Source organism: Candidatus Cloacimonadota bacterium (assembly GCA_020532355.1).
GTDB lineage: Bacteria > Cloacimonadota > Cloacimonadia > Cloacimonadales > Cloacimonadaceae > UBA5456.
The window spans coordinates 1-14,436 of the sequence record JAJBBD010000076.1 but is presented as its reverse complement, the minus strand read 5'-3'; the positions used below and the strand labels follow the sequence as shown (position 1 = coordinate 14,436).

The 14,436-nt window shown below is 40.7% G+C and carries 12 protein-coding genes; 7 read left to right on the top strand and 5 right to left on the bottom strand.

The window, feature by feature from the left end; genetic code table 11:
• On the top strand, positions 1-2,330 hold a 2,330-nt coding region (gene polA, locus LHW48_02575), incomplete at its 5' end, for a DNA polymerase I (protein ID MCB5259345.1).
• Here the strand turns inward: polA and LHW48_02570 are convergent.
• From LHW48_02570 to LHW48_02550, 5 genes are all read right to left on the bottom strand, one after another.
• Positions 2,327-3,031, bottom strand: a complete 705-nt coding sequence (locus LHW48_02570) for a hypothetical protein (protein MCB5259344.1) — start codon at positions 3,029-3,031, stop codon at positions 2,327-2,329. The genes polA and LHW48_02570 overlap by 4 nt on opposite strands.
• 381 nt (positions 3,032-3,412) lie before the next feature.
• Positions 3,413-4,579, bottom strand: a complete 1,167-nt coding sequence (locus LHW48_02565) for an FprA family A-type flavoprotein (GenBank protein MCB5259343.1) — start codon at positions 4,577-4,579, stop codon at positions 3,413-3,415.
• Positions 4,580-4,898: 319 nt separating this feature from the next.
• Positions 4,899-6,956, bottom strand: a complete 2,058-nt coding sequence (locus tag LHW48_02560; GenBank protein ID MCB5259342.1) for a response regulator — start codon at positions 6,954-6,956, stop codon at positions 4,899-4,901.
• A complete protein-coding gene (locus tag LHW48_02555; GenBank protein MCB5259341.1) occupies positions 6,957-7,340 on the bottom strand; it encodes a response regulator in 384 nt (127 codons plus the stop codon). It abuts the gene before it with no gap.
• A complete protein-coding gene (locus LHW48_02550) occupies positions 7,337-9,055 on the bottom strand; it encodes a transporter substrate-binding domain-containing protein (GenBank protein ID MCB5259340.1) in 1,719 nt (572 codons plus the stop codon). The genes LHW48_02555 and LHW48_02550 overlap by 4 nt, the downstream gene beginning before the upstream one ends.
• 180 nt (positions 9,056-9,235) lie before the next feature.
• On the opposite strand from LHW48_02550, the gene LHW48_02545 reads away from it, so the two are divergent.
• The 6 genes from LHW48_02545 to LHW48_02520 all read left to right on the top strand — a co-directional run bounded on the left by LHW48_02545 (position 9,236) and on the right by LHW48_02520 (position 13,822).
• Positions 9,236-10,597, top strand: coding sequence for a DUF4080 domain-containing protein (locus tag LHW48_02545; protein ID MCB5259339.1), 1,362 nt, complete (start codon positions 9,236-9,238; stop codon positions 10,595-10,597).
• 41 nt (positions 10,598-10,638) lie between these two features.
• Positions 10,639-11,196, top strand: coding sequence for a hypothetical protein (locus tag LHW48_02540; GenBank protein ID MCB5259338.1), 558 nt, complete (start codon positions 10,639-10,641; stop codon positions 11,194-11,196).
• Positions 11,183-11,758 carry a hypothetical protein gene (locus tag LHW48_02535; GenBank protein MCB5259337.1) on the top strand — a complete coding sequence of 192 codons (576 nt, stop codon included), beginning with the start codon at positions 11,183-11,185 and terminating at the stop codon, positions 11,756-11,758. Before LHW48_02540 ends, LHW48_02535 begins: the two co-directional genes overlap by 14 nt.
• Positions 11,755-12,177, top strand: a complete 423-nt coding sequence (ruvX, locus tag LHW48_02530) for a Holliday junction resolvase RuvX (protein ID MCB5259336.1) — start codon at positions 11,755-11,757, stop codon at positions 12,175-12,177. The genes LHW48_02535 and ruvX overlap by 4 nt, the downstream gene beginning before the upstream one ends.
• The gene (gene mltG / locus LHW48_02525) at positions 12,174-13,160 is read left to right on the top strand and encodes an endolytic transglycosylase MltG (GenBank protein ID MCB5259335.1); all 987 of its coding nucleotides are present in this window, start codon (positions 12,174-12,176) and stop codon (positions 13,158-13,160) included. Before ruvX ends, mltG begins: the two co-directional genes overlap by 4 nt.
• Positions 13,161-13,261: 101 nt before the next feature.
• The gene (locus tag LHW48_02520; protein MCB5259334.1) at positions 13,262-13,822 is read left to right on the top strand and encodes a hypothetical protein; all 561 of its coding nucleotides are present in this window, start codon (positions 13,262-13,264) and stop codon (positions 13,820-13,822) included.
• Positions 13,823-14,436 lie beyond the last annotated feature (614 nt).

The window sequence follows — 14,436 nt, the reverse complement described above, 5'->3', positions numbered from 1 at the left end:
GCCAGAGTAAGATTTACGATCCCATGAAAGATGCTATAATTAATATCCAAGAAGTAGAAAAAAAATATGGGGTGAGTCCAGAGCAGTTTATAGATTATTTGGCTCTAGTTGGCGATAGTTCCGATAACATACCCGGTGTGCGCGGGATTGGTCCCGTTGCAGCAAAGAAGCTACTAAAGCAGCATCACACTCTGGATGCGATATATCAAAATCTTGATAAGGTGGAGCCAAAATACCGAAAAAAGTTGGAAGAGAACAAGCAGCAGGCATTTTTATCGCAATATCTTGCTCGAATTGTTAGAGATGCCAATATGCCTTTACCCCCAAAAGAAGAGCTTGCATTTGATCCAGCCTCTCTTAGTAAAGCATTGCCGCTACTAAAACGATATGAAATAACAAGCTTACAGCGCAAGATTGAAGCAAAAATAAAAGCTGAAAAACTTCCAGTTGCAGCCAAAGAAATGCAGATTGATATCTTTGATAGTTCTCAAACTGAACCTGCGAACAAACAACCTAAACAGAATTCTAAGCAAGAGTTTGATGCTATATTAGTGAGTCTAGCCAAGCTGGACTATATATTTGAGCAAATAGCAAATGCCAATGTGGTGAGCTTGGATACCGAAACAGATTCTTTGGATGTACGAGAAGCAAATTTGGTGGGGCTCTCTCTGTGCATGGACAAAAAGCAATCATACTATTTACCCTTAGGACATCAGCTTGCCGATAATTTGCCTTTGTATGAAACTCTTAAAAAATTGCATAACACATTAAAAGGAAAAGAGATAGTGGGGCACAATCTCAAATACGATTTTGCTATATTAAAACGCTATGGCTGGGAAATTCCCCCCAAGTATTTTGATACCATGATTGCAGCATACGTGCTAAATGCGGGAAATTTTAACTTTTCTTTGGATGAGTGCGCTTTGCGGGAATTGGATTATAAAATGATGCCTATCACAGAACTAATTGGCAAGGGGAAAAACCAGAGCAGCTTTGATGTGGTGAGCCCAGAAGATGCCTGTTTCTATGCTGCCGAAGATGCTTGGGCAGCATTCAGGCTCAGAGAAGTATATACCGAAAAGCTAATAAAGAGTCCAGCCCACGATGTTTTCTACAAGATGGATATGCCCTTGATGCCCGTTTTGATGAGGATGGAAGATAATGGAGTGGCAATCGATGAAAAGATTCTTGCCGCAATCTCGAAACAATTGAATGCTAAGATTAAAGCATTAAGTGAAGAGATTTTTAGCGAAGCGGGATACGAGTTCAATTTAAACAGCACACAGCAATTGGCAAAGCTCTTGTTTGAGGATATGTATTTGCCGGCGAAAAAGAAAACCAAGAGCGGATACTCTACCGATAACAGCGTTTTGGAAGCACTTTCCGAAGAATATAACATTGCTGCCAAATTGATTGAGTATCGACAAATGGTGAAATTGGAGAATACCTATGTGAGTGCTTTACCCAAATTGGTTAACCAAACTACCGGGCGCATTCATTCCTCTTTTAATCAATGCGTTGCATCTACGGGCAGGCTATCTTCCACTAATCCTAATTTGCAAAATATTCCGATACGAACTGAAATAGGCAGGGAGATACGTAAAGCCTTTGTGGCAAAAGATGCAGATCATTTGATCTTAGCGGCGGATTATTCTCAGATCGAACTGAGACTGCTTGCCCTAATGTCTCAAGATAAAGTGCTTATTCAAGCATTTAAGGATAAAGTTGATATCCACCGTCAAACAGCCGCACAAATACACGGTATTCCAATATCTCAAGTTGATTCGAAACAGCGGCGGGCAGCAAAAACAATCAACTTTGGCTTGCTTTACGGTATGGGTCAAAGGAAACTTGCGCGAGAACTATCCATCTCTCAAGCGGAGGCAAAAAGCATGATAGAGAGCTACTTTGCTCAGTTTCCTTCAATTCGAGATTATCGGGCAAATTGCATAGTTCAAGCAAAAGCCGAAGGGCAAGTGAGAACAATTTTTGGCAGAGTATTGGAACTGCCGGGAATTTACAGCAAAAACAAAGGCATTCAAAGCGAAGCCGAGAGAGTGGCAATAAACATGCCTATTCAAGGAAGTGCAGCAGATATAATTAAGCGAGCAATGCTGACAATAGACGAGATAATACGCTCCGAAGAACGCATAAAAATGATACTACAGGTACATGATGAGCTGGTGTTTGAGGTGCATAAAGATTATATAGATGAAGCACTTAAAACTATTCAATCAGAAATGGAAAAGGCTTTGCCAGCCCAATATCGGAATATTGTAGAATTATCGGTAGATATGGGACTTGGGAAGAACTGGTATGAAGCTCATTAAGAATGATGCTTTACCCTATCTATAAGGTGAGATTTTTTGCTAATGCGGAAGAGCCAAAACATTACAAACACAATAAGGATAAGGCTGATAAAGGCAATAACGAACACAAACCAAGGTAGCTCTTTGCGAAATTCGGCACTCATGTATTCGTAATTATTCCACATCTTTGCCGTGTTGTAGTTCCAAGTAATGGTTTTGCCTTTGATATCTACATTTTCGGGAGCAGCATTGCTATTGGTGATTTTCCAGGGGACGTGAAGTTTGTAACTCCAAGTAGGATACTCTCCCTGAATCTGACTAAAAAAGCTTTCCAGTTCATCATCATTTTCTTGGCTACCCAATGCTATGCGGCGTTTAAACGTAATGCGGCGACCATGCTCTTTATTGAGAGTTATTTTTCCCCAAAAATCTGCTGCACCTAATTGGTCGTTAACGTTGTTGAAAGCTTCGATATTGTTGAATTTGAAGACGATATCGTAGATTACATCCGGTCCTTGACGACTTACATTGTAGCTTTCGAGGCTAATGCCGGGTAGATCTGCTTTTCTGAGAATTTCCTCAGTGTTTTCATAGGGAGATCGGTTGATTAGGCGTAATTTAGCTTTGCCAGAGCCATCTCTATGTAACCAGAGTTCTTCTTGATAATGCACGCAGCCAAACAGCAATATCATTGCCAGAATGCTGATCGCAAGCCGTTTCATTTAATATCCATCCTCATAAGGGTATTATAATAACCTATATTTAAGGATATGCTTCTTTTGGCAAGCTTTTTTTATATTAGAAAGATCGCTAAACAAGCTGGGCGTGGGACAGAGCCTCATACAACAAGGGTTGTGGGTGGGCATAGCCACGATCGGGAAAAGCCCACAAAACCGATATTTCGTGCACAAAAAATCTGCTATATATGGATATGCGACGGTCTCTAACTTCTTTCTCTACAATCAGAATGGCTAATATCAGCTCAATATTAGCTTCTTGAGCCATGTACAATAGCTATTTGAGCGCATAATTATGAAGATTTGTACTCAAAAAATATATGATGCCCGTACTTAAAGCACGGGCATCAATCATGAAGAAGTATATTATATATTATGCTTTGAGGCAATTAACTCTGCTAGATCGCTAAGCTCTTGATATGTTTTAGCATTGGGCTCTCCCTTGCAGAGAACCGAACCTAACACTTCTACTTTCAGAGCCGGTATCATTGCGGATATATGCTCAACTGCCTTGCTTGCCCATCCATACGATCCAATTACTGCGGCATACTTGGCTTTAGGCTTTATGGCGTTGGCTAAAATTGTAGCATAAGCAACATTGGGATGGGGACCTACATGTACTGTGGGAGTACCAATCACAATTGTTGTTGCATCTACTAATTCCATTGCGAGTTTACCAATATCGGTAACCGCTAAATCGAATAGATTAACTTCCACGTGGCGATCTGCCAGTTCTGAAGTAAGATATTCTACCATCTTGGCGGTGCTGCCGTGCATGGAGATATATGGGATTACTACCTTATTTTCACTTGCATCAGAAATCCATTTAGCATAGGCATTCATAATTGTTTCCGGATTATCCCAAATGGGTCCGTGGCTAGGGCAAATAAGGTCAAATTCAAGTGGCCTTAGCTTTTCTATATTCGATTTTATCATGCTGCGAAAAGGCATCATAATCTCGGCATAATAACGTTTTGCAGCATCCAAAACATTGGGATCATCGCCGGCGTACATACGTGTTCCCGCCAAGTGTGAACCCATAAAATCGCAACTGAACAGCATACGGTCTTCGGGTAGATAGGCACTCATAGTTTCTGGCCAATGTACCCATGGCGTATAAATAAAGCGTAAAGTACGATCTCCCAGAGAGATTTCTTCGTTATCGTCAACGGTTCTAATGCGCTCCAAAGGAATATTGAGATGCTCCATCAGAAGTGGTTTGGCTTTTGCAGAACATATTAAAACAGATTCTGGATACTTTTTTAACACCATAGGTAAACTTCCGGAGTGATCTTGCTCGGCATGCAGGGATACCACATAATCAAGCTTCGGTATTTCTTTTAGCTGGTTTATCAAGGTATGTTCAAAATCGGGATCAACCGTATCGATAAGCGCAGTTTTTTGTGATCCTGGTATTAGATATGAATTGTAACTTGTGCCGTCTGGAAGCGGAATTAGAGAATCAAACAAGCGTCGAGACCAATCCTGTACTCCTAACAGCATGATGCCATTTCTAATTTCTCTTGCATTCATAACAAACTCCTTTATTAAAGAACTTCAAGCAAAATACAAATTGTCGTTTTATATAATATTATAAACGAGTGAGCAAATAATCCCACTTTATTTATAGGATATAGGAATTGTTTATGGGGCAGTATTCTAAATCGGAACATGGGCGGCTACTCACATAAATAGGGCGCTAAGTAATAGATAAACATTTGTTTACGCATTTATGCTGGCTTGTATTTATTTCTAGACTTGTTGAATCATCACCCAAGCGTAAGGGTCCAAATATTATATTCGTGTTTTTGGTAATCATGATGTATAATGGGAGCAGTATAGTACATCTATATTAAGTTTCTAGTGCTTGCTCAATTTTATGCAACAGCTCTTGGTGAGTGAACGGCTTGTGCAGAAAAGGAATTTTGGGATCTACATCACCATGTTTTGCAATAACGGTTTCGGTGTATCCAGACATCAGTAGAAACTTCATTTCAGGATGCTTGAATTTGATTATAGCAGCCAGTTCTATGCCACTCAAGCCTGGCATAACCACATCTGAGATTACAAGTTTGGGACGCAATCCTTCATCTTCGATCATCACTAATGCTTGATCTGCGCTTGAGGCAAGCTTTACGCTAAACCCCATTTTTTGGATAATTTTTCCGCTAAGATCAGAGATGGCAGGATCATCTTCCACAACCAACACCAGCTCTTTATTTCCGGTGGTATGGGTAGGCACAGTTGGAGCTGTTGGGGTTTCTAAGCTTTGTTCAGTAGCAGGAAGCAAAATAACAAAGCTGGCTCCCTTACCAGGAGTACTTTCCACATGGATATTGCCTCCGGCTTGACGCACAATCCCATACACGGTGGGTAGTCCCAAGCCCGTTCCATGACCTTTGGCTTTGGTAGTGAAAAATGGTTCAAAAATGTGTTCCATTGTTTCTTTATCCATTCCAGAGCCGGTATCGCAAATTCGCAGAACAGCAAAATGCTTTCCGCTAATCATAGGATGCTTGGAGCAAAAACTATCATCGGCAGTATAACCAAAGGTTTTAATGGTTAGTGTACCTCCCATCTGCATTGCCTCTCTGGCATTAATAACCAGATTCATAATAACTTGTTCGATCTGTCCTACATCTGCCATGAATTCGGGCACATTAGTACCCAAATCTAATACAAAATCGATGTCTTCACCAATGAGGCGCTTCAACATTTTGGAGAGGTTGCCAATAGCCTCATTGATATTCATTAACTGAGGTTTTATTACTTGCTTTCGGCTAAAAGTAAGGAGTTGCCTTGTAAGGGTTGCTGCCCGCTGTCCTGCACTGGCTATTTCTTGGATGTCTTGTCTAATTGGGTCCCTTTGATGTAATGTGTTTAATATCTCCTCAGAATATCCCAATATCACAGTAAGGATGTTGTTGAAATCGTGAGCTACGCCGCCAGCAAGCTGTCCAATAGAATCAAGTTTTTGCGCTTGGCGGAGCTGCTGCATCAGCTCTTGGTGCTTTATTTCTGCATTTTTCTGTTCGCTAATATCTTGAAATATACCTAGAATATGTGTGGTTTTACCATTTTCCATTTTGGCAATAGCACTGGTGCGGATATATATCTTTCGGTTTTTTTGGGTTGTAAACCAAGATTCCAAAGTGTAGGCAGTTCCTTTTTCGCGTATTGTTTGAAAGTATTCTTGCAGCTTTAAGCGTGACTCTTCGGGGTATCCCTCTAAACTGGCGGCAATCAAATCATCACCAGATATTGATCCCGGTTCAATATCATGCAGGCGATACATTTCTTCGGTCCAATATACTTCCCCATTTTGCATGTCAATTTCCCAACCACCAAGTTTACCTAGTGATTGAGTAGCCTTTAGAATACCTTCACTCCTTTGTAGAGCCACAATGGCTTTTTTGCGTTCTAAAACCTCATTTTCCATTTCCAGCATTTTATCTTCAAGTTTTCGCACCAAACGTTCATTGTACAGTTTCAGCACGGTTTCATCATTATATGTCTGTATGTCTTCCAAACGATTGCGGCTGTTTTGATGCTTAATTGTTTTATCAATTCTGCGAACTAGCTCATCTGGTTCGCATGGCTTCACAATAAAATCGTCTGCACCCATCTTCCGCGCCAATACTTCGTCTTTTTGACCAGTGTAGGTTGCAGTAAAAACAATGAAGGGAATGTTGTGAAGTTTGGGGTTGCTTCGAATCTCTTTACACAGAGTAAAGCCATCCATTATTGGCATTAGAATATCGCTAATTACAAGATCGATTTCTTGCTCGGCTAAAATCTTCAGAGCTTCCCTTCCATTTTTGGCGTCAAAAAAAGTGTTATCATTTGTGCCTAAGAGGCTTTGCAATAGGAGGAGATTATCAGAGTTGTCGTCTACGTTTAAGATCCTCATTCATTGCTCCTTATCTGCTAATGGATTAAGATAGTTTTCCAGTTGTGTTACAAAGCAATCAGGATCTATTGGCTTCTCGATAAATCCATTTGCTCCGGAATTGATGGCAATTTCTTTGTTATTTGCCATAGCAAATGAAGAAACCACTACAATCGGGGTCGAAACAAGTTCGGAGTGCTTTCGTAAATGCCTAACAACGGAGTATCCATCCATGCCGGGTAACTGTATATCCAATATTATAAGATCCGGATTGTTGTAAAGAGCTATTTCGATGCCCATCCATCCACTATCTGCCCCAAGTACTTTATATCCAGAATTCTCCAAAAGGTAGCGCATCAAAAAGAAATTATCCTTGTTATCTTCAATAATCAGAACGGATCTCATTGGCTTGTGTCCTCGTTTTGCAGGGGAAGAATTACGCTAAACGTGCTTCCGACGTTTACCTCGCTTTCCAGAATAATATCGCCCCCCATCATTTCGATTATCCTTTTACTGATAAACAATCCCAAGCCTGTTCCTTCATATTTCCTATCTATACCCATATCTACTTGCACAAAAGGATGAAAGATTTTATCCTGCATTTCATCTGGAATTCCAATCCCAGTATCTTTCACTTCCAAAATTAGCTTTGAACCCTGTTTACTAAAACTCAGTTGGATTTCACCCCTTTCACAGAACTTAATGGCATTACTCAAAAGGTTGAGAAGAACCTGCTCAAAACGTCGCTCATCTACGTGTATGAATTTGGGTGATTTTCCTGTTCTAATACTCAATTCAAGTCCTTTTGTCGCTGCTTGAGGAGCAACAACTTCCACAACTTGTTCCAATAGCACTTGCAGTTCCACATCGGAATAGTGCATTTCCAATTGTCCTGCCTCGATTTTGGAAATATCTAAAACATCGTTAATTAAAGCGAGCAGGTGTCGAGCACTACCTTGAACAATAGAAAGCATCTTTTTTTGTTCTTCGTTTATTGCGCCGGGAAGCTCTTTCAGCAGAATGCCCGTAAAGCCAATCACCGAGTTCAAGGGAGTGCGCAGCTCATGAGACATGGTAGCCAGAAATGCAGATTTCATCATATCGGCAACCTGAGCTTTATGCATTGCCAAGGCAAGTTCTTCGGTTCGTTCCTCTATGCGCAGTTCCATTTCACGGTTAATCTTGCGCAATTCAGCAGTGCGTTTGTTAACTTGTTTTTTGAATATTATGACCGCACTTACCGAAAGAATGAGAGCAAAGAGAAGAAATATTCCACCCCACAAGAGCCGAAGTGGCAGCTGAAATTCATGAGGATTTGCGCTATATTTATGCAAGATTTCATAATAAGCGGTATCTGGTCTTTTCTTTAATGTGCCTAGATGCTTATCGATAGCAAGCAATAGATCTCTGTTCTTCCCTTTGGGGGTGGCAAAGAAGAGTGTTGAGGGTTCGAACATGATATCTGTTTCTTCCAAATTGTATTGATGGGCGTGCATTCTACCAAAATAATAATTTGTTGCCGCCACATCCGCCTTGCCGTCTTGCACCAAGGCTAATACTTCATTGAAACTGGGGGCTCCAAGTAGCTCACTTTTTAGGCTAAAACCAGATATCATATCCTTTATTGTGCTTTCTTGGATTGAGCCCGATAAAACTGCAATTTTCTTTCCGGCAAGTTCTTCAAGTGAACCGATATTTAATCCTTTGCGGGCATACAATTGAGTCCAAGAAAACAGCACAGGAATTTGGTGAAAATCCATATATTTTTCCCGTTCAGAGCTATGGGCAACATCGGGTAAAAGATCCAATTCTCCAGCTTTTACAAGCTGAATGCAGTTCTCCCAAGTATCTTTATGATAGACTATCTCCCAGCCCTCAGTGTCGGCGATAATGTTTAGAATATCAATAAAAATGCCGGCTGGCTTATCTTGGCTATCCCAAAACATTTTTGGTAAGTTTTGAGTAATGCCTACGCGGATCTGTTTAGAGCTTAGAGGGGCAAGGATAGCGAAAAACACCAGCACTAGAACTAACACTTTTACAAAATCTTTGTTTTGTGCTTTCTTAATTGCATTGCTTACATCACGATAGTGTTGGTATTTCTCGTAAAACCGCTTCATAATCCCTTCTTAGTGAAGACTTACATATTGTTATGTTTAGGTAATATAATTTTTCTATCAGATATATAAACTAACCAGAAACCGAACTGACGTCAACAAGAACATCAATGCTTTGTTAAGTATGCTCTTCCAATAAACGAAAAATCTTGACCAATAATAACATCGCTAAAACTTCGATACATGAAAAGAATTCTTTTTGTCGCCTTAAATAGCAGTTGGAGCCAATCTAATCTCGCCTTATATTACCTGCGAGAGATTGTCTGCGATCTGGGTTTTAACCAGCAAATGTGTGCTTTTACTCTTAAGGAGCCTCTGCACCAAATAATGGAAGATATCTACGGCAGAAAGCCCGATATAATTTGTTTTTCAGCATATATCTGGAACAAGATTTATTGGTTAAGCATGCAAATTGAGTTAGCAAAAGTTTTGCCTGAATGTGTATTCGTAGTTGGAGGCCCGGAAGCACAAGCTTTCAAAAGCGCAGTCAACACAAAAGTCATATTGGGTGCCGGAGAAGCAAGATTTAGATATTTAGCAAAGCACAACTTCGATTTAGCTGCAGACCTAAGTGAAATTCCTCCAATTCCTCTAAAAGACATTCCCTTTCCTTACCAAATATCAGATAAAGAGGTTCTTCAGAATCACTTAATCTATTACGAATGCTATCGCGGTTGCCCCTATTCCTGTGTATACTGCCTTTCGGCTGGCGATAATCGTCATGAAATGCGTTTTGATGTCCAAGACGAAAACTCGCTCATAAAGCTCAACCGGGAACTCCGGTTATTAGCAAAACTTAAGCCCAAGACGCTCAAGTTTATAGATCGGAGTTTTAACGTTCAAAAGCAAATTGCACACGCTATTTGGGATTTTGCCATAAAAGGTGATTTTGATTTTGATTTTCATTTCGAAATCTATCCGGATTTGCTGGATGAGCAAGACATTCAAAAGCTTAGTAAAGCACCACCAGGGCGCATACGTTTCGAAATTGGCATCCAAAGCACTAATGAATATGTGCTTAGGCAGTGTGGGAGGATTTCAAGCTGGAGCAAAACCTGTGAAGCCCTAAAAGAATTAAAGGCAAGAACTCAGGTTAGGATTCATGCCGATCTCATTGCCGGCTTGCCGAATGAAGATTTTAGCTCGGTTATACGTTCATTAAATGAACTGTGTGCATGTGAGCCGGATGCAGTACAATTAGGTATGCTAAAGATTTTGCCAGATACACCCATGTTAAAGATTGCCTCAGAGTTAGGCTATTTGTGGATGGATCAACCACCCTATCAAGTACTTGCATCCGATGCCTTAAGTTTTAACGAACTGAATGTATTACAAGATTATGCTCATCTATTGAGCTTATATTGGAACAAGGAAGAACACCCCCAATTATGGCATCAGCTATTGCAAAAGTATCCGGCAAACGTGATCTTGGAAAAACTACGTCATTTGCATATTATCAAACAAATTCCCTTGCATAGCGTAGCGCGACAAAAACGGGAGTCTATGATGCAAGAGCTACTACAAAACCTAAGCTGTTATGATTGATTTTATCTTGACATATTTTCAAACAGTACTTTGATGTTCGTATGAGAAATATCGCTTTGCTTAGCTTGTTGCTAATTGTTTTATCCGCATGCAATATATTTGGCTTGCGGGATTCTGAGTTTCCATCAGAAGAGGCTCAATGGAACAATTCTGCCACTACTTTGGATTTGGCACTTAACAATCTGCACCTTGCTTACGAAGATGCTCGCAACAGTATTAATTATGAGCGGATATTTCATAGTGACTACATCTTCCGCTTTGCGGAGCAGGATATAGCGGATTACGGCATTGAAGAACCCTTAAATCAGGCAAATGAGCGGGATATGATTTTAAACTTGCATGCCCGCTATAAAGATATTCAGGTTACCCTGCAAGATTATGCTTCTTCCGATGTGATAAGCGCAAATGAGGCTAAGCTGTATCGAGTTTATGAGCTAAGAGCCACTTCTACAGATTCCAGACAAGAACAGACAATCGCTTCCGGCAGGATGGAATTGCATTACCTACGCCAAGGAGGTTATTGGTATATTTACCGATGGGATGATTACCGCAGTTCAAGTGAGCGTACCTGGGGGTTGTTAAAACATGAGAACGGCTAAGTTATTGTTGCTTATAATCATCATAATTGTATCTGCGTGTAAGAATCCTTTTCGTCCTCCATTGATAGATACCTCAACTTCCATTGTGCGTAACCGGAGCCCCGAAGAATTGTTACAAAACTTGGAAAAATCCTATCGCGAGAAGAACATTAACGTTTTTAGACAGTTGTTGCACAAAGATTACAGGTTTGAACTACTTTCCAGCGAGTATCAGCAGATTGGCATCGATATGGATGGTGATGGGATAAAAGACTCATGGTGGGGTTACGATTATGAGGTAGAGATTACAAAAAACATGTTTGAGCTAGGCAGTAGTGATGGCATAATGCCGGTGGCAAAGTCCATTGAGCTACGCTTACAAATACCGCCTCAGGAACTTTGGGAACAAGACCCAGCCGATGGACGTGAAGATTGGATTGTAATCCCCTGCTATTTCGATCTTATTCTTAGCTATGGAAACTCTGGCAGTAGTTATATTGCCAATGGAGTTGCTCGTTTCTACTTGGTGGAAGAAAGTGGCGGGTGGAAAATTATCATCTGGAGGGATGAATCCCAAATATGACCGGTAGAATTATGGCAATCGACTATGGTAGCAAGCGTATAGGGATTGCCTTCTCAGATTCTTTACGTATTTTTGCAAAGGCCCATTCTGTATTAGAGAACTGTCCTTTCGATGAATTACTTATACAAATAAAAAGCTTGGCGGAAGCACAAAACGCAGGTTTGATAATTGTGGGTATGCCCTATGCCATAGATGGAAGCTACAGCCCAAAAACCATTGAAACGGCAAAGTTTTATAAAAAGTTGCAGGAAAGTTTGTCAATACCCGTAGTATCTTACGATGAAAGATATAGTTCACAAGAAGCTGAAGTTGAGCTCAAAAAAATGGGAAAAAGCTGGCAGGAATCCCGAAAAATGGTTGATGCCATGGCAGCAGCGATGATCCTAAAATCTTATTTGGAGAATGAAGAAAAGTCATGATAAAGTTTCGATACCTGAGTATCTTGGTAATTATCTTAGCCTTAATCGGGCTTGGCTTTGCTGCACATGAGATTTTTACGGTTCAAAATTCTTTGGAACGCATCGTTCGCATTAATCCCGGTGATAATGCACGCACTATTGGACTTAAGCTAAAAAAAGCGGGAATAATCTCCCAAGTTGAAAGCTTTCGCATCCTTGCCAAACTTCGCCGGGCAGATAAATCCCTCAAAGCTGGAACCTATGTATTTGGCGGCAACAGCAATCTTTGGCAAACAGTTTCGCGCTTAAATGATGGCGTTTCCGAAAACATTCGCATCAGGATTCCGGAAGGCTTTTCGCTTTATCGCACATTATTGCGCATTGAAGCGGGTGGTTTGGCAGATTACCAAAGTCTCTATGCTGCCGCTACAGATACTGCATTGGTAAGGCGTCTTACTGGACTCCCCCTCAAAAGCTTGGAAGGTTTTTTGTATCCCGAAACATATCTATTTGCAGTACCCAGTTCTCCCGATACAATTCTTTCTATCATGACGCAAGAATTTTTCCGAAAAATCAATCGAGCCGGGATCGATATGCAACAAATCGATGATTTTTACGATAAGCTCATTTTGGCTTCCATCATCGAAAAGGAAGCCGGCAATTCTTCAGAACGGCCTATTGTGGCAGGCGTGTTTGAACGTAGATTACGCTTTGGCATGGCTCTACAAAGTTGCCCAACAGTAGATTATATTTTGGAAAAAAGAGGGATCCGCAGGGAAGTGCTTACAAATTCAGATACCGAGATTGTTTCAGATTACAATACTTACCGCATTACCGGTTTACCGCCCACCCCTATCTCCAATCCTCAAGTAGAATCTATCCTGGCAGCACTAAATCCTGCCCAACATAATTATCTCTATTTCTTTTCGGATCGGAAGGGCAACAACGTCTTTAGTAAAAGTTACGAAGAACATCTTCGCTTGCAAAGGCAGATGGGGCTATAGATGTGCAATATTGCTCCAACCTTAGCTTGTTTGCAGCGTCTAAACTTAATACTTACTCACTCAAATATCAAAATTATGTGCAAAAGCGCATGGAGGAAAACATGAAAAGAACCCTAATGGCTATCATTCTCTTGAGTCTTGCCATTATTATTTTTGGCTGCTCATCTAACAAAAAGCAAGAAGTTAAGGCAGATGGAGATCTCGTTTATCGGCCTGCTTGGTGGGGCGAACAAGCAGATCAAAGCTTTGTGTTCACCTATGGACAAGGTACAAATCTCAACGAAAATGTGTCTATGAATGTTGCTCGCTCCAATGCCTTATCTGAAGCAGCGCAATACGTTCAGATAAATGTCCAGAATCTATTGAAGAACTATGTGGAAGAAGCCGGCATAACAGATCCTCAAGTTCTGGCACTCAGCTCAAACGTGGTAAGAGCGGTTACCGATGCCGAATTTTCAGGAATTATCACCGGCAAGATGGAAACCAGAAAAGTGAAAGAAGCGGAAGGCGACCGTTACAAAACTTGGGTTCAGCTTAAGATCCCATCCGAACAGATCAATCGTAAGCTAGCTGCGCAAATCCGTAATGAAGAAGCTCTGTATAATCAGTTTAAAGCCTCGCAAGCATTTCAGGAACTGGATGAACTCTTAGATAAAGAATAAACCGGTATCGATTATTTTTCCCATCAAGCCCGTGATTAAACTACGGGCTTTTGTATTCTTTCAAGCTTGTTTCTCATTGCTCTAAACATAAATTAGCGATAATTTACCCCGAGATTCTCCCGCAGCCATAAGAGAATCCCGGCTTGAACTATGGGTAACTATTGCTTGATGCAATGAAATAGGGATTGGCTTTTAGCTCATATTTAGCTACAGCACTTAGAAACATATTCTCAGCAAGACCGATGAATAATCGGGGCATGGAGTAAAGCCACATACTACAATGGTGGAGGGTGGGCGTAGCTACGATCAGAAAAAGCCAACCAAACCGATATCTCAGGCATAAAATATCTGCTATATATGTTTGTTCAACAGTTTCTCAGCTTACATATTGTCGGTTTTAAACACTAAGAATGTAGCTTCTTATAAAGAGTTACCGATAAGTGCAGATGGCTGATTGATGAAAATGAAAATTGTCTTTGCGGTTCCTTAAACCCAATTGAGGCATTGGAGTTCAAAGCGCATAAACTAACTATCACTTATTTAATATCTTATGAACGGTTTGGACTTCAAGGCCGTGCATAATTACACGCCTGCTTTTGAAGTCCATGAGGCCT